The organism is Amycolatopsis sp. AA4, from assembly GCF_002796545.1.
Classification (GTDB): Bacteria; Actinomycetota; Actinomycetes; order Mycobacteriales; family Pseudonocardiaceae; genus Amycolatopsis.
Map to the genome: position 1 here is coordinate 8,561,217 of NZ_CP024894.1, position 19,746 is coordinate 8,580,962.

The 19,746-nt window shown below is 69.5% G+C and carries 17 protein-coding genes; 10 read left to right on the forward strand and 7 right to left on the reverse strand.

Annotated features, from left to right (window positions below):
- Positions 1-43: 43 nt before the first annotated feature.
- The 4 genes from CU254_RS39695 to CU254_RS39710 are packed head-to-tail and all read left to right on the forward strand — an operon-like array spanning position 44 to position 3,537.
- On the forward strand, positions 44-1,366 hold the full coding sequence (locus CU254_RS39695) for a GH1 family beta-glucosidase (RefSeq protein WP_037719067.1): 1,323 nt from the start codon (positions 44-46) through the stop codon (positions 1,364-1,366).
- Positions 1,359-2,618 carry an MFS transporter gene (locus tag CU254_RS39700; RefSeq protein ID WP_009085648.1) on the forward strand — a complete coding sequence of 420 codons (1,260 nt, stop codon included), beginning with the start codon at positions 1,359-1,361 and terminating at the stop codon, positions 2,616-2,618. The genes CU254_RS39695 and CU254_RS39700 overlap by 8 nt, the downstream gene beginning before the upstream one ends.
- A gap of 41 nt (positions 2,619-2,659) precedes the next feature.
- Complete coding sequence (locus tag CU254_RS39705; protein WP_009085649.1) at positions 2,660-3,124, forward strand: MerR family transcriptional regulator; 465 nt, start codon at positions 2,660-2,662, stop codon at positions 3,122-3,124.
- Positions 3,121-3,537 (forward strand): carboxymuconolactone decarboxylase family protein, encoded by a 417-nt coding sequence (locus tag CU254_RS39710; protein ID WP_009085651.1) that lies wholly within the window; start codon positions 3,121-3,123, stop codon positions 3,535-3,537. The genes CU254_RS39705 and CU254_RS39710 overlap by 4 nt, the downstream gene beginning before the upstream one ends.
- A 49-nt stretch (positions 3,538-3,586) precedes the next feature.
- Here the strand turns inward: CU254_RS39710 and CU254_RS39715 are convergent, their stop codons facing one another.
- The 3 genes from CU254_RS39715 to CU254_RS39725 all read right to left on the reverse strand — a co-directional run bounded on the left by CU254_RS39715 (position 3,587) and on the right by CU254_RS39725 (position 10,105).
- Entirely contained in the window at positions 3,587-8,761 is a 5,175-nt protein-coding gene (locus CU254_RS39715; RefSeq protein ID WP_009085653.1) for an RHS repeat-associated core domain-containing protein, read from the reverse strand.
- A 550-nt stretch (positions 8,762-9,311) separates the two neighbouring features.
- Entirely contained in the window at positions 9,312-9,734 is a 423-nt protein-coding gene (locus tag CU254_RS39720) for a hypothetical protein (RefSeq protein WP_009085658.1), read from the reverse strand.
- 14 nt (positions 9,735-9,748) lie between these two features.
- A complete protein-coding gene (locus tag CU254_RS39725) occupies positions 9,749-10,105 on the reverse strand; it encodes a hypothetical protein (protein ID WP_009085660.1) in 357 nt (118 codons plus the stop codon).
- Between the two features lie 421 nt (positions 10,106-10,526).
- On the opposite strand from CU254_RS39725, the gene CU254_RS39730 reads away from it, so the two are divergent.
- On the forward strand, positions 10,527-11,834 hold the full coding sequence (locus tag CU254_RS39730) for a helix-turn-helix transcriptional regulator (protein WP_009085662.1): 1,308 nt from the start codon (positions 10,527-10,529) through the stop codon (positions 11,832-11,834).
- Between the two features lie 16 nt (positions 11,835-11,850).
- Positions 11,851-12,741, forward strand: a complete 891-nt coding sequence (locus CU254_RS39735; RefSeq protein ID WP_037718931.1) for a phosphotransferase enzyme family protein — start codon at positions 11,851-11,853, stop codon at positions 12,739-12,741.
- 170 nt (positions 12,742-12,911) lie between these two features.
- On the opposite strand, the gene CU254_RS39740 is transcribed toward CU254_RS39735, so the two are convergent.
- The 4 genes from CU254_RS39740 to CU254_RS39755 form a co-directional block, all read right to left on the reverse strand.
- Complete coding sequence (locus CU254_RS39740; protein ID WP_009085666.1) at positions 12,912-13,940, reverse strand: copper resistance D family protein; 1,029 nt, start codon at positions 13,938-13,940, stop codon at positions 12,912-12,914.
- Complete coding sequence (locus CU254_RS39745) at positions 13,937-14,500, reverse strand: copper resistance CopC family protein (RefSeq protein ID WP_009085667.1); 564 nt, start codon at positions 14,498-14,500, stop codon at positions 13,937-13,939. The genes CU254_RS39740 and CU254_RS39745 overlap by 4 nt, the downstream gene beginning before the upstream one ends.
- The gene (locus tag CU254_RS39750; RefSeq protein ID WP_009085669.1) at positions 14,500-15,252 is read right to left on the reverse strand and encodes a YcnI family protein; all 753 of its coding nucleotides are present in this window, start codon (positions 15,250-15,252) and stop codon (positions 14,500-14,502) included. Before CU254_RS39750 ends, CU254_RS39745 begins: the two co-directional genes overlap by 1 nt.
- Positions 15,253-15,325: 73 nt before the next feature.
- Entirely contained in the window at positions 15,326-15,871 is a 546-nt protein-coding gene (locus CU254_RS39755; RefSeq protein ID WP_009085671.1) for a hypothetical protein, read from the reverse strand.
- A gap of 280 nt (positions 15,872-16,151) precedes the next feature.
- Between CU254_RS39755 and CU254_RS39760 the strand changes: the two genes are divergently transcribed.
- The 4 genes from CU254_RS39760 to CU254_RS39775 are packed head-to-tail and all read left to right on the forward strand — an operon-like array spanning position 16,152 to position 19,729.
- Positions 16,152-16,799, forward strand: coding sequence for an ABC transporter permease (locus CU254_RS39760; protein WP_009085672.1), 648 nt, complete (start codon positions 16,152-16,154; stop codon positions 16,797-16,799).
- Positions 16,786-17,982 (forward strand): ABC transporter ATP-binding protein, encoded by a 1,197-nt coding sequence (locus CU254_RS39765; RefSeq protein WP_050788526.1) that lies wholly within the window; start codon positions 16,786-16,788, stop codon positions 17,980-17,982. The genes CU254_RS39760 and CU254_RS39765 overlap by 14 nt, the downstream gene beginning before the upstream one ends.
- On the forward strand, positions 17,979-18,758 hold the full coding sequence (locus CU254_RS39770) for an ABC transporter permease (RefSeq protein WP_009085675.1): 780 nt from the start codon (positions 17,979-17,981) through the stop codon (positions 18,756-18,758). Before CU254_RS39765 ends, CU254_RS39770 begins: the two co-directional genes overlap by 4 nt.
- A complete protein-coding gene (locus CU254_RS39775) occupies positions 18,758-19,729 on the forward strand; it encodes a glycine betaine ABC transporter substrate-binding protein (RefSeq protein ID WP_050788527.1) in 972 nt (323 codons plus the stop codon). Before CU254_RS39770 ends, CU254_RS39775 begins: the two co-directional genes overlap by 1 nt.
- Positions 19,730-19,746 lie beyond the last annotated feature (17 nt).

The window sequence follows — 19,746 nt, forward strand, 5'->3', positions numbered from 1 at the left end:
CACGTTCACCCGCCAGGGTGTCCCGAGGCAAGGGGTGTTCACCGTGGACCATCCGACCTTCCCGCCCGGCTTCCTGTGGGGTGTCTCGACCTCGGCGTTCCAGATCGAGGGGGCGACGGCCGAGGGCGGTCGCGGACCGTCCATCTGGGACACGTTCACCGCCGCCGAAGGCAAGATCGCCCGGGGCGAGGACGCCAAGGTAGCGGCTGACCACTACCACCGCTACTCCGAGGACATCGCCCTGATGGCCGACCTCGGCGTCGGCGCCTACCGGATGTCGATCGCCTGGCCGCGCATCCAGCCCGACGGCGCCGGAAAGCCCAACGCGGAAGGACTTTCCTACTACGACAAGCTGATCGACGAGGTCTGCGCGGCCGGAATCGCCCCGGCGATCACCCTGTACCACTGGGACACCCCGCAGCCGATCGAGGACAAGGGCGGCTGGCTCTCCCGTGACACCGCCTACCGCTTCGCCGAATACGCCACGATCGTGGGCGAGCATTTCGCCGATCGGGCGAAACTCTGGATCCCGCTCAACGAGCCGATGGTCATGTCGATCTACGGCTACGCCATCGGCGAGTACGCGCCCGGCCAGACCCTTCTGCTCGACGCGCTCCCCACCGCCCACTACCAGAACCTCGCCCACGGCCTGGCGGTGCAGGCGCTGCGTGCGGCGGGCGCGACCGGCATCGGCACCGCGAACAACCACTCGCCGGTCTGGCCCGAACACGACACCGCCGCCGACCGCGAGGCCGCCGACTGGCTCGACGCGCTGATCAACCGCACCTTCGCCGACCCGATGCTGCTCGGCAGCTACCCCGAACAAGTCCACCCGCACCTGCCGGACAACTTCGCCGACGACCTCGCCACGATCGCGCAGCCGCTCGATTTCTACGGCGTCAACTACTACGAACCCCAAGGCGCGACCGCCCCCGGCGAGGGCAACCCGCTGCCGTTCGAACTACGCCCGATCGAGGGCTATCCGAGGACCACCAACGACTCGCCGATCGTCCCGCAGGCGCTGCGCGAACTGCTGGTGTCCTTCCACGAGCGCTACCGCGAACACCTCCCGCCCATCCAGATCACCGAAAACGGCTGCAGTTTCGCCGACGAACCCGCCGCCGACGGCACCGTTCCCGACCCCGAACGGATCGAATTCCTCGCCAGCCACCTGCAGGCCCTGCGCGAAGCGATGGAGGCCGGCGTGGACGTGCGCGGATACTTCGTCTGGTCGCTGCTGGACAACTTCGAATGGTCCAAGGGCTACGCGCCGCGGTTCGGGCTCGTGCACGTCGACTACGAAACGCAACGCCGCACCCCCAAGGATTCCTTCTCCTGGTACCGGAAACTGGTCCGCCATGAGTGACACCGCCGCTGTTGTCCCGGATGTCTTCGCCGAGCCGGTCAAACGTGTCCGCGTCGGGTGGATGACACTGCTGTTCCTCGCGAACATCGCGCTGTGGCTGGGCATTTACGCGCCGATCCAGGTTCTGCTGCCGCAACAGGCGGAACTGCTCGACGCCGCGCACAAGGAGACCGTCTTCGGCATCGTGACCGGCATCGGCGCGGCCGTCGCGCTCGTCGCGAACCCGGCGATCGGCCTGCTTTCGGACCGCACCTGCTCGCGGTTCGGCAGGCGGCATCCGTGGACGATCACGGGCGGCGCGATCGGCGCGGCCGGACTGCTGGTGCTGGCCGAGGCCCCGAACGTCGTCGTGATGACGATCGGCTGGTGCCTCGTGCAGGCCGGGCTCAACGGCATGCTCGCGACGCTGATGTCCGGCATCGCCGACCGCGTTCCGGTCGGGCAGCGCGCGCAGGTCGGCGGCCTCGTCGGCATCGCGCAGATGCTCGGCACCGTGCTCGGCGCGGTGGTGGTCGTGGTGATGCTCGACCTCGCCGGACTGCCGCTCGGCTACGCGGCCTGCGCGGCGATCGTCCTGGCCGGCGCGGCGGCGTTCGTGCTGCGCACGCCGGACGCGCGGCTGCCGGTGGAGTTCCGGCCGAGCGGCCGGATCCGCGAAATCCTCGCCGACCTGTGGGTTTCGCCGCGGCGGCATCCGGACTTCGCGTGGGCGTGGGCCTGCCATTTCATGATCAACCTCGGCAACGCGTTCGGCACGCTCTACCTGCTGTTCTTCCTCAAGGACGCGGTGCACTACCCGGATCCGGACAGCGGCCTGCTGATCATGATGGGCCTGTACGGCGTGGCTTTGGTGATCGGCGCGGTGCTGGCCGGGCACTTCTCGGACAAGTCCGGCAAACGCAAGCCGTACGTCCTCGGCTCGGCGGCGATCATGGCGCTGGCCGCGCTGCTGCTGGTGATCTGGCAGAGCTGGCCGGTGGCCCTGGTGGCGTCGCCGCTGCTGGGCGTCGGGTTCGGGGTCTACATGGCGGTCGCGCTGGCGATGCTGACGCAGGTGCTGCCCGCGGCGCAGAACCGGGCGAAGGACCTCGGCGTGGTCAACATCGCGAACTCGCTGCCGCAGGTGGTCGCGCCGCTGCTCACGACGCTGATCCTGCAGTGGCTCGGCGGGTACCCGGGGCTGTTCGCGGCGTCCGCGGTGGCGACGTTGCTGGCCGGGGTTCTGGTGACTCGGGTGCGATCGGTGGGTTAGCGCTTGCGTTTGAGCGCGCTCACAGGCTTAGCGTCTTCGGCATGGAGAAGGAAGACGCGCTGAGCGAGGCGCTGCGGCTGGCGATCGACCCGCCGGGCACGGTGTCGGTCGAAGCGCTGCGGGAACTGGCCCGGGACGACGACGCGAACGAGTGGGACATCGCTACCACGGCGGAACACCTCGGGCTGAACCCGCACACGCTGCGGTACTACGAGCGGATCGGCCTGGTCCAGGTCGCCCGGGACAGCGCCGGGCACCGGGTCTACGACGCCGCGGCGGTGCGCCGGCTCGTGTTCCTGACGCGGATGCGTGTCTCGGGCATGTCGATCAGCGACCTGCGCCGGTACATCGAGCTGGTCGATTCCGGCGCGGACACCGTGCCCGAACGGCGCGAAATGCTCCTGGAGCACCGCGACACCCTGCGCGCGCAGATCGCCCAGCTGCAGCTTTCCCTCGCCGCCACCGAATACAAGATCGCCACTTACCAGGAAGGCCCCCTGCCGTGATCCAGCACGACATCGACAGCCCGGAAAACCTCGCCCGCCGCAAGCACGGACTCGAGGTGCTGTCCCGCATCGACGGTCACCAGGGCGAAGCCGTCATCGATTCCCTCGCCGACATCAACCCCGCCTTCGGCCACCACGTGGCCGCGTTCGCCTTCGGCGACATGTACGACCGGCCCGGACTCGACCCGCGCAGCCGCCAGCTCGTCACCCTCGGCGTGCTGACCGCGCTCGGCGGCTGCGAACCGCAGCTGAAGGTGCACATCGGCGCGGCACTGAACGTCGGGCTCAGCCGCGAGGAAATCACCGAGGCGCTCCTGCACTCGGCGGTCTACGCCGGATTCCCGCGAGCGCTGAACGCCACCTTCGCCGCGCGCGAGGTGTTCGCCGCCCGCGACGCGGAGGAAACCGCCTGACGTCCGCGGCGCCCGGCTCGGCTGTTCCGCCGTGCCGGGCTTCCGGCGATCACCAGCCGCGGTTCTGCCGCGCGTCGTCCGCCAACTTGTCGGACTTGGCTTTCGCCTCCGCGGCGGCGTCCTTGACGTCCTGCTTGCTGGGCTCCCCGACCTCGTCCAGGTACTTCTTCTTCTCGGGGTCGCCCCACTCCTTCGGGTCGTACTTCCCGTTTTCGAGGTCGTCCCAGTCCTTCTTGGTCGGCCCGATGCCCTGCTCGTTCCGGTTGCCCCATTCGGTGCGCATCGGATTGCCGTCGAGCGGCTTGTCCGGCCGCTTCCAGTCCGGATGCGGGTCCTTGTTGACGTCGACCGGCTTGCCCTTGTCGTCGAATCGGTACGGATGCCCGTCCGGCGCCTTGTTGTACTCGTCGATCGTGGGATGCCGCCCGGACGGCGAGGGCAGGTCGTGGAACCGCTTGATGATGTCGTCGACGTCTTTTTCCGTGTAGTTCTTCGGGTTTTCCTTGAGGTCGGTGAATTCGAGGAAGGACTTGTGCCACTTCTCGAATTCTTCCTTCTTGCCGCCGGGCCAGTCGAAGTCCGCGCTGTCGCCGATGTCCCGGGTGGCCCGGTTCATCTCCTTGGGATCGGTGATGCGGTCCGCCTGCTGGCCGATCGGACGCCAGTTCTTGTCGAGATCCGGATGGTCCTTGTGCTTGTAGCCGCCGCTCTTGTCGATAGAATCGCTCGGCCACTTCGGCTTCTCGGCCGAGATCTTGTCGTTCTTGCCGGTCTTGAGCTTGCCCGCGATCCCGTCCTCGATCTTGTCGATCCGGGTCGAGACGCCGCCGATCCCGGCGTTGGTGTGCTGCGGGCCGAGCGGCAGGTTCTTGGGCTGGTTGTGCAGCTTCGGCAGTTCGTCCTCGCCGTATTTCTTGGTCAGCGCGGATTGCTTTTCGGTCGGCTGTTCGTGCACCCAGTTCTTCAGCCCGTCCCGCATTTTCTGGAACGAGATGATGTGCCGTTGCGCGACATCGCTTCCGGCCTGGTGGAACGGATCGTTCTTGTCGCCGGTCTGGTTCTTGCGCGCGTTCTTGGCGTCGGAGTTCCACGCCATCCGGTCCCAGACGTCGTCCTTGTTTTTCTTCGGGTCGCCCTTGTCGGCGGAACCGTCGTCCTTGTCGTCGCGCTTGCGCTTGTTGTCGGCCTTGCCCTTGCCGGTCGAGGAAGAACTCGTGCTCCCGCCGCCGTTGTCGGCGTTGTGCTTGGCCGTGGAATCCGCGGGCGGCGGGTCCGTCGCCTTGCCTTTGCCCTTGTCGCCGCATTTGAGGCCGAGCACGTCGGTGGCGGCGAACGGGTCGGGAACGTAGTTGCTCGGGTTCGGCCCGCCCTCCAGCCCGAGCGGGTCCTGGCTGATGTACCGGGCGGCGGCCGGGTCGTAGTAGCGGAAGACGTTGTAGTGCAGGCCGGATTCCGCGTCGGCGTACTGGCCGGGGAACTGCAGCGGGATGCCGCCGGGCTGGACCCGGCCCCACAGCGAACGCCGCGCGCTCCAGGCGAGGCCGCCGTGCTCGTCGATCAGTTCGGTCGGCGTGCCGATCGCGTCGGTGACCACGGACGCGAACCGGTCGCCGCCGGGGCCGCGTTCGAGCTGGGTGACCGGTTCGTCGCTGCCCGGCCGGCGTTCCCACGTGGTCGTCCGGCGCACTCCCGACGGATCGGTGTGCTCCTGTTCGATGAGCACGAAACCGTCCCACACGAACCGGGTCGATTCCGCGACCGAGCCGTCGGCCAGCAGCCGCTCCTTGGCGATCCGGCGGCCGAGCGGGTCGTACCGGTAGCGCCACTGGGCGCCGTCCGGCGTGCGCAGGCCGGTCAGCAGATCGCCGGTCCAGGCGTACTCCCACACCCGCACGCCGCCCGGATGCACCTCGCGGTGCCGGATCCGGCGGCCGAGGGAGTCGTAGTCGGCGGACAGTCCCGGGCTGCCTGACCAGGCGGTCAGCTCGCCGGCCGGGTTGTAGCGCAGCTCTTCCCCGCCTGCCGGGGAGGACACCGTGACCACGCGTCCGGCCGGATCCCGCGTGTAGGCCGTCCGTCCGGAAAGGCTGTCCTGCACCGCGGCGAGGCTGCCGTCCGCGTAGTACTCGAGACCGCGCCGCTGCACCGGCGTTGTTCCACGGGAAACCTGCTGCGCGGTGACGAGCCCGCGCGGGCCGAACGCCTGCTGCAGGGTGCTGACGCCGTCGGTGTCGCGGGCGAGCACGCGGCCCTCGTCGTCCAGCCGGTACCGCACGGTGTGGCCCGCCGTGGTCAGCGAAACCGGCCGGTCCTCGTCGTCGAAGGTCCACACGCTTTCCGCGCCGGACGGGGTGCGGCGGCGGACGGTCTGGTTCTGCTCGTCGTAGGAGAAGCGCACCTCGACGCCGTCGATCGCCTCGCGGACGACCCGGCCGTAGAGGTCGCGGTCGAACTCGACCACCGAGTCAGCCGATTCCACCCGCACGACATTGCCGACCGGGTCGTAGGCGTAGCGCACGGTGCGGTGCGGGCCGCGGACCTCGATCCGGTTGCCGAGCAGGTCGTACTCGTTCTCGGTGACCGAACCGTCCGGCTCGGTCACCCGGATCGCCTGTCCGGCCGCGTCGTAGTCGTAGGTCCGGGTCCGGCCGTCGAAATCGGTCTGCGCGACCAGCCTGCCGAGCGGATCGTAGGTGTAGGTCCAGGTGCGGCCCAGCGGATCGGTCACCGACGTCAGCCGGAGTTCGGTGTCGTAGGTGTAGCCGGTGCGCGCGCCGGAGGGGTCCACGACCGCGGTGACCACGTCGAACGGGCCGTACTCGTGCCGGGTCGCCCGGCCGAGTTCGTCGACGTGCTCGATCTCGTTGCCCTCGCGGTCGTACCGCCACAGCGCGCGCTCGCGGCGCACCCCGGTCCGCGAGGCGGGTTTGCCGTCGACCGTCCAGCCCAGCTGCACGCGTCCGCCGCCGACCTCGGGGGCGGTCCGCGGCCTGCCGAACTGGTCCAGTTCCGCGTCGGCGACCTCGGCTTCGCCGGGGAAGCCGGGCAACTCGGGCCCGGCGGGCCGGTCGTACCGGCGCTGCCAGGTCCGCCCGTCGCCGTGCACCGTGATCGCGGCCAGTTCGGCGCCGTCGTGCTCCAGTTCGGCGAGGCTGCCGTCGGGGCGCGCGACGGTGAGCGGCGTGCCGTCCTCGGCGTAGGTGTACTCGGTGACGCGCCCGAGCGGGTCGACCCGGCGGAGCAGATTGCCGTAGCGGTCCCATTCGGAGAACGTCACGTTGCCCAGCGGATCGGTCTCCCGGACCGGCCTGCCCTCCAGGTTGTACTCGTATTCCGAGACGTGGCCGAGGGAATCGGTGAAGCGGGTGATCCGGGCTTCGGGGCGGAACTCGAACGAGCCGCTGTAGAAGCCCTGTTCGCCCTCGGTGCGTACGCAGCGGCCTTCGGCGTCGTAGACGTAGCGGTACGAGACCCCGTTGCGGTCTTCCCAGCTCGTGACCCGGCCGTCGGGGTCGTAGGTGTAGCGCATCGCGGTGCCCGAGGAGTTGACGACCTCGGACAGGTGCCCCTGGTAGTTGTAGCGGTAAGCGCGCACGACGACGTCCGGCGCCGGGCCGGCCCCGATCATCCGCAGTTCGGTGATCCGCAGCCCGTCGGTGCGGAAGCCGACCTGGATCCCGCTGGAATGCGTGAGCAGCGCGGGCACGCCATTGTCCGCATAGGACAGTTCGGTCCGCGAACCGTCGGCGTCCTCGATCGAGCGCAGCGGAAAAGCCTTGCCCTCGCCGGAAAACCGCATCGTCCGCTCCGGACGCACCTGCTCGATGGCGCAGCTGCCGTCCGCGTTTCTGGTCAGCGGCCAGCGCGCGCCTTCGAGCGGCAGCACCGGTTCGTCCCCGGCGGGCATCGGGTAGTAGAGGATGACGCCCTCGGGCCCGTAGTACCGGATGTATTCCTCGCCGAACTCCAGCCGTTGGTCCACAGTGGACGCCCACGTCGGGCCGAACCAGCGCCCGGAGCGGTAGGACGAGCGATGCGTCCGCCGCACCAGCAGTTGCGGCAGTTCGAGGTCGTAGTCCTCGACGAGCACCTCGCCGCTGGAGATGACGACCGGGTCGGTGAGGCAGGGCGGATCGGCGTCGCCCTCGTTCTTCGCGTTGGACGCCTCGGTTTTTTCCTTCGCCGGGTCCGAACGCTCGTTGCCGCCGCGGTCGTTTTTGCCCGCCTCGCCGCCGGATCCGCCGCCGCCCTCGTCCTTCGCCGGTTCGCGCGGGGGCGGCTCGTGGTTCCCGCTGCCCTTGTTTTCGCCCGGGCCGTCGTGCGCGCCGGAGGTGTTCGTGGACTCGTCCTTGACCGGAGGCGGTTTCTCGCCGCCGCCGCTCTTTTCGTTCGGGGTGTCCTTGGCTCCGGACGGTTTGGTGGAGCCGCCGGTTGTGATGTCCTTCGGCGGATGCGCGGCGTCTTTGCCGCCGGACTTGATGCTCTTCATCGACTTGGCGACGTCGTCGAACAGGCCGCGCGCCTTGGTGAGCAGCTTGCCGAGTTCCTTGAGCGCCTTGGTGAGGTTCTTGACCAGTTCGGCGATCTGCTTGGCGGTCTTGGCCACCAGGTTGACCACTTGCGGCACCACCCAGACCATCCCGATGCCGAGGGTGAACAGCACCTGCAGCGCCCACGAGATCAGGTGCGCCACGACCTGGGCGATGATGTCGCGCACGAGCATCCGCACCGCGCCGACCACCTCGCCCGCGGTCTTCACCCCGCTGCCCGCGCCTTCACAGGCTTGCGCGGCGCCTTCGAGGGTCTTGGCGACTTCCTCGGCCTGTTTGCGGTAGGCGTCGGCGCTGTCGCCCTCCCAGGACTCGATGTCCTTTTTGACCTGTGCGGCCAGATCCTGCGCGACCGAGCTGACCTCTTTGGAGATGTTCTTCCAGGTCTCGGAGTACGCGTGGACCTGGTCCGGGTCCCCGGCCAGTTTGTCGAGCGCTTCCTTGAGCGGCCCGACGTGTTCGATCAGCCAGCCGACGCCCGCGGCGAGGATCGCGCCGAACGGGTCCATCACCGCGGCGAGCGCTTCCATGCCGACCCCGACCGCGCCCATCACGGTCGCCGCCCAGTCGCCGGATTCGATGCCGTCCTTGAGGCCCTTCCCGGCCTCGAGAATCGAGATGCCGGAGATGGCCGACGTCGAGTCCTGCTTTTCGGCCACCAAGGGATTCGACATGCCGGCCTTTCTCGACGCTCACCACGATCTCTTGGGCGCGCGGCCGAATTCGCACGCACGGCCCCCGAGCAGGCTACCGACCGGTCCGAAGCGTTCGCCGCGGCGTTGCGCGGAATTACCCCGGCAGTGCCCGCGTGTGCCCGAACCGCGGCAAACACGTCAAAACCCGCCGCGGGCTCCGGGATCAGGAGCCGACGGCGGGTTCTGGGAAGTGGAACCGCGGGCCGGTGCCGGTCGGGGGAGGGGAGTGCAACGGCACCGGCCCGCGGAGTTCTCGGGTCGCGACCGGCGCGGGGCGGCCGGTGCGATGATCTTCAACCTAGCGTCCGATTACTGCGTTCGCTAGGTGTTCTGCCGGACATTTTTCGATTAATCGCGTTAAGCGTCGGGGTGGCCGAGGGCGGCCCGTCTCGCTCGGGGGGACGGACGGACCAGCCCTCGGCCGGGCGAGGATGCCGGGCGACCGACCGGTTGGGGTTGCCGGAAGGACGCGCGCTCGCCAGTCGAACTCGGGTGGGGTGATCCGCCCGGAACCACCCCACCCGAAGAATCAGGCGCTGACCGGGCGCGGTTTCACCAGCGCGTGCCTGCCGGTGGTCTCCGCGGCGGATTCGGCTCGCCGGTTTTGCCCGGGAACGGCCGGAACCGCGGCGCGGCGGCGCGCCGGACGGTGCCCGGCCGCGGACAGCGCCTGCGGGGCCAGTCCGCCGGCGACCAGGTGCTCGTGCGCCACCTGCCACACCGAGCACGGGGCCTTGCACCGGTGCCAGCGCGTCGAGCAGGTGGGACAGTCGCCGCGCTCGTCGGGCTCGTGCGCCTGCAGCATCGCGCGCCAGCCCTCGGCGAGCCGGGGCAGTTCGGAGCGGGCGACCGAGACCAGCGACTGGGCGTCGGCGCGTTCCGCCAGGTCGGACAGCATGTCGAGGCGCTCCCATACGGCGTTGCGGAGAACCTGCCCGAGTACCTGATCCATCGAGAAACTCACCGTCACCTTTCCGCCAGAGTGGCGGCTTCGTTGAGCGCGGCCCGGAGCTGGCCGAGCTGGCCGGACGTGAGACGGGCGGTCTCCCCGGGCGGGGACACCACGACGACCTCGTCGTCCTCGACGAACACCGTGACGGCGCGCTCGCGGCTGATGAGATCTCCGCACTGCACGCGCCACACGACCTGGCCGCCTTCGAAGTGCCGCACGCCCGCGGTGCGCGGGTCGGCGGACACCGAGGCGGCGACGGCGGAAGCGACGGTAGGCGGCACCGGACGTGCCGTGGCGATTCCCGGTGCGGGCCGAGCGGACCGCACCGCGGTCCCGGCTTGTCCTCCACCGAGCGATTCCACGAACTCCACTGTCCCTCCACGCTTTCTCGTCCCGGGCCGGTGCACCTTGCGGGATGCATCCGCTCCGGCAGATCTGTGTCGTCGGGTCCATCGCTCTCCGTGATCGCCGCGGGTGTCCGGGCGGTGACGGAGATCTGGCAACTACAGTGAAGTGAAACCGGGGGCGAGAGAAGGTCGAAACCGCGTCATAGCGGTGACCGGACCGCGTTCCACGGTAAGCGGTCAACGGAGTTCGGCCCTGCCGATCAACCCCGCTGCCCGCGCGTTTCACAAGGTTCTCGCGTGTGCTTAGGGTGCTGATCAGACGCCCAGGAGACGGTGAGGGGGCGCAATGGCAATGGATGCCAGTGCTGGCAGTGGTTCCGGAGTCTCTCACGCAGACTCCCGGTCAGGCAGTCCGGTCCCGGCCGACGCCTGGGAACAGCCCGACATGCGGGAGGCGCTCGCCGCCCGCGAGGTCAGCGCCGTGTACCGGCTGTTGCGCAAACACGGAGTATCGCAGCGCCAGATCGCCGCGATGACCGGCCAGTCGCAGTCCGAGGTGTCGGAGATCCTCAAGGGTCGCCAGGTCATGGCCTACGACGTGCTCACGAGAATCGCCGACGGCCTGGGTGTCCCCCGTGGATACATGGGTCTCGCCTATGACGAGACCACGGCGATACGGGTCGTCGGCGCGTCCGACGGCCGGCAGGCTGAGGAGGACGAGTCCGTGAAGCGACGGAGGTTCCTCGCGCACGCCGCCCAGGTCACGATGGGTGCGGCGGTGTTCGGTCCGGAATCCGGCACGTGGTCGGAGGCGCCCGCGCGCACTCCCGCCCCCGGGCGCATCGGCACGACCGACGTGCGCCAGGTCGAGGCGGCGACCAGAGCGCTGCGCGCGCTCGACTACCAGTACGGCGGCGGGTTCTGCCGCGACGCGGTCGTCGCGCAGCTGTCCTGGGGACAGCAGATGCTCGACTCCAGCGCGGCCGACCAGGTGAAGCAGCGGCTGTACACCGCGATCGCCGACCTGCACAGCCTCGCCGGGTGGACGTCGTTCGACACCGGCCTGATGGACTCCGCGCGCGGCCATTTCGCGCAGGCGCTCGACCTGGCCAAACAGGGCGGCGACCACCATCTGGTGGCGAACGTGCTGTACCGGATGGGCCGCGTCTACCTGCACCAGGACGCCGCGAACGACGCGCTGAAGCTGTTCCAGCTGGGCCAGATCGCCGCGCAGGAATCCGGTTCCGAACTGGCCGTCGCGGTGCTCTGCGCCAACGAGGCGTGGGCCTACGCGATGATGGGCAACGAGGAGCAGTCGGTGAAGCTGCTCGGCCGGTGCAAGGACGAATTCGCGCGCGCCGACCTGGCCACCGCCGAATCGTGGGTCAAGTTCTTCAACGAGACCGACGTCTACGCGATGACCGGGACGGTGCACACCGTGCTGGCGATGAAGAACCCCGAGCACACGAAGTACGCGATCCCGGCGCTGAGCCGGGCGGTCGACACCTACACCGACGACATGGCGCGCAGCAAGGCGTTCATGCTCAGCGCGCTCGCCACGAACCACCTGCTCGAGGGCGACATCGACCACGGCGTGAAGATCGGCGGCAAGGCCATCGAATGCGCGGAGAGCATCAAATCCGCGCGGGTCAAGGACCGGATGCGGCCGCTGCTGGCCGAAGCCGAACGGCGGCGCAACAACCCCGACGCCCGTGATCTCGCGGACCGGCTCAAGATCTTCTACGCGGCCTGAACCGACCGGATCCGCCTTGCCCGAAGGCAGGTTCACCCCTGCGAAACTGCGCCAGGTACTGGCCGCTGCCTGCGCTCGGCTCGGACTCGATCCGGCGGGCGCGCGGCTGCTCCGGTTCACCAACAACGCGGTGTTCGCGCTGAACGGGGCACCGGTCGTCGTCCGGATCGTCGGCTCCATCCGGTTGCGCCACCGCGTCGGCACGGTCGTGCGCGTCGCCGAGCATTTCGCCCGGCACGGCGTGCCCGCGGTCCGGCTGCTCGCCGGGGTCGAGCAACCGCTTGACGTGGAAGGACATCCCGTCACCGTCTGGGATCTGGTGCCGTTCACCGGACCGCCGCCGACGCCTGCCGACCTGGCCGGACTGCTGCGCCGGGTGCACGCGCTGCCCCCGCCGGACGGCCTGCCCGCGTGGAACCCGCTGCGCTCGATCGAGGCCAGGGTCGCCGACGCCGAGGAACTCAGCGCCGCCGACCGGCGGTTCCTGCTGGAGCGCTGCGCCGAGGTGCAGGACCGGCTCGACACCCTGGATTTCCCGTTGACCAGGGGATTCGTGCACGGCGACGCGCATCCGGGGAACGTGCTGCCCGGTCCGGACGGCCCGGTGCTGTGCGATTTCGATTCCTCGTGCGTCGGCCCGCCGGAATGGGACCTGACGCCGCTCGCCGTCGGCCGCGAACGGTTCGGGGACCCGCCTGCGCGGTACGCGGAGTTCGCCGCGGCCTACGGCTTCGACGTGACGTCCTGGCCGGGGTTTTCGGTGCTCCGGGCGGTGCGGGAGCTGAAGCTGACGACGAGCGTGCTGCCGATTCTGCGCAGTCATCCGCCGGTGCGGGCTGAACTCCGCCGTCGGCTGGCGGACCTTCGCTCCGGCCGGACGGCGACCGCGTGGACGAGATACCGTTGAGCGGGATTCTGCACGTGCATTCGCCGACTGCAGATGACCGTTCGCCGCTTTCCGTCGATGGCTGACGAGGTATCGCTGCGCAGCGATAATTCGGTCCGGCAGATCGCCCCGATCAGCGTACTGCTAGTCCCAATGTGCAAGTTGCGGCTACCCGCGGTGACTTCGGCCGGTCAGGACACCGCGACCGGGGCCCGGGTGAGCACCACGGCGAAGCCGAAGGCGAGTCCCATCACGGTCAGTTCCAGCGTGGCCCAGGAAGCGAGCGCCGTCCGCTGGTGTCGCACGATGCGCGGCATCAGCCGCCACCGCAAGTTGGCGGCCAGCAGCGCGATCGCGCCGGTGCACAGCACCTTGAGCACCATCAGCTGGCCGTACGGCGTGGTGAACACGCCCGCCCAGAAGCTGATCGTCGGGTTGGCCAGGATTTCCACGACGCCGTTGAACAGCCCGGTCACCGCGGACAGGATCAGGCACAGCGTCGCCAGTTTCGAGAAGCGCGGCAGCGCGTGCGCGAGCAGCGTCCGGTTGGCCGCGAGCAGCACGATCATCGCGCCGAGGCCGCCGCACCAGGCGACCGCGCTCATCACGTGCAGTTCCATCGAGATCATCGTGTAGTCGTGATAGGCCCAGTTCGACGCGTGGCCGGTGACCGGCAGCGGCAGCAGCGCGAACATGCCAAGGCCCACCCGCACCTCGGCGGGCACCTTCTCGCCCTTGCGCAGCGCGACGAACCCGAGCGCGGCGTGCAGCAGCGCGAGCACCGCCACGATGACCAGCGCCTTGCCCGCGCCGACCTCGGCGATGTAGCTGCCGATGTCGCCTCCGGTCAGCATCCGCTTGCCCGGTTTGTACTCCGCGGTCTGCAGGATCAGCGCGACCACCGCGGTCGCCGCCCAGATCAGCGCGGCGGCGACCGCGGCGGGACGGGCCCGGCGCAGGACCGGTTCGGTGAGCTTCGGCCGGTCGTAGCCGACCAGCACGGACAGCAGGGCCAGCCCGATCGTCGCGACCGCCGACAGATCCAGCAGCACGCGCACGATCGGGATGGCCGCCGAGACCACCTCGCTGGGTTCCACCACGCCCGGAATGGGCGAGGACGCGGTGAGCGCGATGCCGATCAGCGCGCCCAGCAGTCCCGCGACGACCACGCAGGCGAGCGTGGCCCAGCGGACGGCGGAGGTGGTCTCGGCTCGCGTCACTGGTCCGCCTTGTCCGATCCGGGGTCGCGTCCGGTGCGCAGCGCGACGGTGAGGCCGATCGCGAGCAGCACCACCGCACCGGCGATCCACACCCAGATCGGCACGCCGCTCGACGACGAGCCCTCCGCCGGAGCGGACTGGGCCGGCGCACCGGCCGCCTTGGCCGCGTCGCCCTTGGCCGGCGTGCCGGTGCCCGCGGTGGTGAGGGTGAACGGGATCTCGCCGGACACCGGGTGCCCGTCGGCGGAGAGGACCCGGTAGCCGACGGTGTACTTGCCCGCCGGGCCGAGCGGCCGCAGCGGCGCGCTGAGCACGTTGTTCTCCACCGTCACCGGACCCTCGGCCCACTGGCTGCCGTCCGGTCCGGTCACCGCGATCTGGTTGACGTCGGCGTTCTGCACGTACTGGTCGAACGTGAGCGTGACCTTCGCCGGGCCCTTGGCGACCGACGCGCCGCTGGCCGGATCGGAGTTGATCAGCACGTTGTGCGCCAGCGCCGGGGTGGCCGTGCCGAGCAGGGCCACCCCGGAGATCGCCAGCGCGAGTAGCGCCTTACGCATTACTTGGTTCCTTCGGTCTTTCCTGCTGCCGGACGGCGGGAACGCAGCACCGCGCCCGCGCCGACGCCGAGCCCGAGCGCGCCGACCACGAGACCGGCCCCGCCGAGCCAGCGTGCCGTGTTGTCCGACGACGACGACGCGGCTTCGGCGTTCTCTCCGGCAGCCGTGGTCTGCGTGTGGCCGCCGTGCTCCGAGGATTCGGCGGCCGCGAGCTTGACGGTCGGGGCCGGGTGCTCCGGCTCCTCGCCGCTGGGCGGGGTGGGCTGGTTCCAGTCCACCACTTTGCCACCCTCGTACGTCTGGATCGCCGGGAACTCCAGCTGGTCCACATTGGACGGCAGCGGACCGCCGCTGATCTCGAACTCCTGGAATTCGGTCGAGCCGATCTTCGTGCCCGGCTGCGCGGTCCAGACGACCTTGGTGACCGCCTCGGTGATCTTCGTGCCGGACGCGGTGGTCACCGGCTGCGGCAGCTTCGACTTGGTGACCTCGGCGGTCCAGCCGGGGATCGGCTTGGTGCGGATGTTGCCGATGCCGTAGTCCGGCTTGACGTCGATCTCGACCTTGATCGTGCCGAGGTTCGCGTCCTCGTTCGGGACGCGGAAGAAGATCGTGCCGTAACCGCCCTTGGCCGGCTTGTCGCCGTAGACGTTGGCGGACACGTGCGCGGACGCGATGCCCGCGCCGAGCAGGCCGGTGGCGGCGACGGTCGCGGCGAGCACGCCGGCGCGACGGAAGATATGGTGGGACACAAGTTCTCCTGAACAGGGAAGGGCCGGCGGAGGACAACGCCTGCGCCGGAAAGGGAAAAGAAGATTCGGGGGTTCAGGAGAGTGCGGGAGGTCCGCGCCGTCCCCGGACGCGGCGAAGTTCGACGGTCAGCAGCGGCACCGCGCCAGCCGCCCGCGGCCGCGCGATCCCGGCCGCCGCTACCGGAACCGGCAACGGCCGGATCAGCAGCGGAAGAATGATCCGCACCACGTGCAGCACCGCGAGCAGCATCGCGTCCGCGCGCGCCAGCACCAGCGCGGTGAGCAGGGTCGCGACCGCGTGCGCCGCGGTCATCGCCCAGCCGTCCGGCGCGGCGGAAGCACCGGAGGGGTCGTGCCCGCCGAGCGTCGTCAGCACCAGGTGCATCACGAGCTGCCCGCCGCCGAGGACGGCGATCGTCCCGAGCGGTCCGCGGGCCCGCCCGGCGAGCGCCGTGGCGGTCCAGCCGAGCAGGCCGGTCAGCAGCAGGGTGAGCGCGGGATCGGGCAGCCCGCCGTCGGCGACCGCGTGCGCGGTGACGGCGAGTGACGCCGAACTCAGCGCGAGCAATCCGCCGCGGACAGCGGCGAGTGCGCCGCGATGCCGGGCCGGAGTGCTCATTCGGGCAGCTTAACGGCACTCCGCTGGGTGACTGAAGCGTCTCGAATGGTGAGCACCTGCGGAAAACGCACAGGTAGGTGGGTCTCGATCCGGTAAAAACCCCTCGGTGGAGGCTCGTGCTTCGGTTGCCGACCCCCCGGGGATGCGAAACGGTGGGTAACCACAACCGAGAAGTGGGGGTTTCGACCGTAGCCGTTCCGGGTAGTCACTCTGCCGATTGATGGGCTACTCCGAACGGGTGACGTCCGGGGCTCGCGAGCTGGCGGGAGAACGAATACGGATGAACCTCTTCGAGTACATCTCGGACCGGTGGGGAAGGCTGCTGCTCCAGGCGTGGCTGCACACCAGCATGGTCGTGCAGTGCACGATCCTCGCCGCGATCCTTGGCGTGCTGATCGGCATCGCCGTCTATCGCAGCCCCATCGGCTCCGCCGTCGCCACGGCGCTGGCCAGCACGATCCTCACCGTCCCGTCGTTCGCCCTGCTGGGTCTGCTGATCCCGCTTTCCGGGCTCGGCTCGACGACCGCGGTGATCGCGCTCGTGCTGTACGGCCTGCTGCCGATCGTCCGCAACACGATCGTCGGTCTCGACGCGGTCGACCCGGCGATCACCGACGCCGCCCGCGGCATCGGGATGAGCCGGCTCTCCGTGCTCACCCGGGTCGAACTGCGGCTGGCCTGGCCGGCGATCCTCACCGGCATGCGGGTCGCCACGCAGATGCTGATGGGCATCGCGGTGATCGCGGCGTACGCCAAGGGCCCCGGCCTCGGCGCGGAGGTCTTCTCCGGCCTCACCAACGCCGGGAGCACGAACTCCCTCAACCAGGCCCTCACCGGCACCGTCGGCGTGGTCATCCTCGCGCTGGTGCTCGACGGCATCTATGTCCTGATCAAGCGATTCACCGTTTCTAGGGGTGTCCGTGGCTGAGCACACTGCGACCGAAGAAAACGTCTCCGGCGTCGAGATCGAACTCGACCACGTCACCAAGCGCTACTCCGGCACCCGCGCCCCGGCGGTCGACGACTTCTCGATGGTCGTGCCCGCGGGCAAGATCGTGGTGTTCGTCGGCCCGTCCGGCTGCGGCAAGACCACCACGATGCGGATGATCAACCGGCTGATCGAGCCGACGTCCGGCCGGATCACCATCGGCGGGCAAGACGCGCTGAAGCTCGACGTGGACACCCTGCGCCGCCAGATCGGCTACGCGATCCAGCAGGCCGGGCTGTTCCCGCACTTCACCGTGGCGCAGAACATCGCCGTCGTGCCCGGCCTGCTCGGCTGGGACAAGAAAAAGGTGACCGCGCGGGTCGAGGAGATGATGGACCTGGTCGGGCTCGACCCGGCCGATTTCCGCGACCGCTACCCGCGCCAGCTTTCCGGCGGGCAGCAGCAGCGCGTCGGCGTGGCCCGCGCGCTCGCCGCCGATCCGCCGGTGCTGCTGATGGACGAGCCGTTCGGCGCGGTCGACCCGATCACCCGCGGCAACCTGCAGGACGAACTGCTGCGGCTGCAGACCGACCTGAAGAAGACGATCGTCTTCGTCACGCACGATTTCGACGAGGCGGTCAAGCTCGGCGACCGGATCGCGGTGCTCGGCAACCAGTCGAAGATCCTGCAGTACGACACCCCGGAGTCGATCCTGGCGAACCCGGCGGACGACACCGTCGCCGGTTTCGTGGGCGCCGGCGCCTCGCTCAAGCAGCTGACTCTGCTGCGCGTGCGCGACGTCGAACTCCAGCAGGACGCGCTCACCACGACGATCGACGAAGCGCCCGCGGACGTGCGGGAGAAGCTGAGCAAATCGCGCAAGCCGTTCGCGCTGGTGCTCGACCACCGCCGGCGGCCGATCCGCTGGGTGCACGTGCGCGAGCTGACCAACGCGACGTCGCTGGGTTCGGTGGGCAAACCGCTGCGCGACATCGTGAGCCTCCAGTCGACGCTGCAGGACGCGCTCGAGGCGATGCTCGCCGAAGGCGGTTCGGTGCCGGTCACCGGCGCGCGCGGCGAATACGCGGGCACGATCAAGCTGGACACCGTCATCGCGACCATCCAGCAGCTGCGCGACGAGCACGCCGACGACCACGTCGACGAGGACGGGGCCACGGCATGACCGCTGCCGTCGATACCGGATTCAGCACCGAGTCGGGCTCCCGCCGCGCGGAACGCGTCCGCCTGTTCGCCCAGCCCGCCGTGGTCGTGCTGATCGTCGCGGCCACGCTCGCCTGGGTGTTCGCCAGCGGGCTCACCGCGACCGAAAAGGAAACGCTCAACGCGACGTCGCTGCTCACCGCGCTGCGCGACCACGTGGCGATGACCGTCGTGGTCACCGCGATCGTGGTGCTGGTGGCGGTGCCGCTCGGCATCATCGTGACCCGGCCGTGGGCGAAGTGGCTCGCGCCGGTCTTCCTGGCGATCGCGAACATCGGGCAGGCCGCGCCCGCGCTCGGCGTGCTGGTGCTGTGGTTCATCTTCACCGGCGCGGTCGGCGGGCTCTGGGTCGCCGCGCTGCCGCTGGCGTTCTATTCGCTGCTCCCGGTGCTGCGCAACACGATGGTCGGCATCCAGCAGGTCGACCCGTCGCTCATCGACGCGGGCCGCGGCATCGGGATGTCCGCGCAGAAGGTGCTGTGGCGGGTGGAATTCCCGCTCGCGGTTCCGCTGATCCTCGCCGGTCTGCGCACGTCGCTCGTGCTGGCCGTCGGCACCGCGACGTTCGGCATGTTCGTCAACGCCGGCGGGTTCGGCCTGCTGATCGACACCGGCTACAAGCTCAACCTCACGAAGGTGCTGATCACCGGTTCGGTGCTGGCCGTCGCGCTGGCGCTGCTGGTGGACTGGCTGGGCGCGGTCGCCGAGCAGTACTTCGGACCGAAGGGACTGCGCTGATGAACGTCCTGAAAAAAGCGGGCGCGCTGGTCGGCGCGGCCCTGCTCGCCGGGACGCTCTCGGCGTGCGGGCTCGACGTCAACACCTCGATCCCGTTCAAGATCGAACCGGGCTCGATCCGGCCGATCCCGGCGCTGAACGGCGTGCGCGTCGTCGTCGGGTCGAAGGACTTCACCGAGAACATCATCCTCGGCTACATGGCCGAAATGGCGCTGAGCGCGGCGGGCGCGGACGTCATCGACCTCACCGACATCAAGGGGTCGAACTCGTCGCGGCAGGCGCTGCTCAACGGGCAGACCGACGTGACCTGGGAGTACACCGGCACCGGCTGGATCAACTACCAGGGCAACGAGCTGCCGGTGCCGGGCGGGGAGAAGGCGCAGTACGAGGCCACGAAGAAGGCCGACGCGGAGAAGTACGGCGTCACCTGGCTGAACTACTCGCCGCTCAACGACCAGTACGCCTTCGCCACCACCGAGGCGTACGCGGCGAAGAACAACCTCAAGTCCACGTCGGACCTGGCGAAATTCCTCACCGCGCACCCGGACCAGAACCGGTTCTGCCTGGAGACGGAGTTCACCAGCCGCCAGGACGGGTTCCCGGCGGCGGTCAAGGCGTACGGGTTCAAGAACCCGAAGATCGAGAACTTCGGGATCGGCACCATCTACTCGGCGGTGGCCAACGGCACCTGCCCGGTCGGCGAGGTGTTCACCACCGACGGCCGGATCTCCGGGCTGAACCTGCGCGTGCTCGAGGACGACAAGAAGGCGTTCCCGCAGTACAACGCGGCGGCGACGCTGCGCACGGAGTTCCTGAACCAGCACCCGGAAATTCGCGGGCCGCTGGAGACGGTGGCGGCGGCGCTCGACAACAAGCAGATGGTCGAGCTGTGCAAGAAGGTCGACGTCGACGGCAAGGACGCGGGCACCGTCGCGCACGACTGGATGCTGCAGAAGGGCTTCATCAAGTAGCGTTTCCCGGCAGCGGA

Coding starts and splice junctions, on each gene's coding strand:
- CU254_RS39745 (WP_009085667.1), bottom strand. CDS start 14,500: ATGCGTAAGGCGCTACTCGCGCTGGCGATCTCCGGGGTGGCCCTGCTC.
- CU254_RS39760 (WP_009085672.1), top strand. CDS start 16,152: ATGAACCTCTTCGAGTACATCTCGGACCGGTGGGGAAGGCTGCTGCTC.
- CU254_RS39715 (WP_009085653.1), bottom strand. CDS start 8,761: ATGTCGAATCCCTTGGTGGCCGAAAAGCAGGACTCGACGTCGGCCATC.
- CU254_RS39755 (WP_009085671.1), bottom strand. CDS start 15,871: ATGAGCACTCCGGCCCGGCATCGCGGCGCACTCGCCGCTGTCCGCGGC.
- CU254_RS39730 (WP_009085662.1), top strand. CDS start 10,527: ATGCGGGAGGCGCTCGCCGCCCGCGAGGTCAGCGCCGTGTACCGGCTG.
- CU254_RS39720 (WP_009085658.1), bottom strand. CDS start 9,734: ATGGATCAGGTACTCGGGCAGGTTCTCCGCAACGCCGTATGGGAGCGC.
- CU254_RS39770 (WP_009085675.1), top strand. CDS start 17,979: ATGACCGCTGCCGTCGATACCGGATTCAGCACCGAGTCGGGCTCCCGC.
- CU254_RS39705 (WP_009085649.1), top strand. CDS start 2,660: ATGGAGAAGGAAGACGCGCTGAGCGAGGCGCTGCGGCTGGCGATCGAC.
- CU254_RS39700 (WP_009085648.1), top strand. CDS start 1,359: ATGAGTGACACCGCCGCTGTTGTCCCGGATGTCTTCGCCGAGCCGGTC.
- CU254_RS39775 (WP_050788527.1), top strand. CDS start 18,758: ATGAACGTCCTGAAAAAAGCGGGCGCGCTGGTCGGCGCGGCCCTGCTC.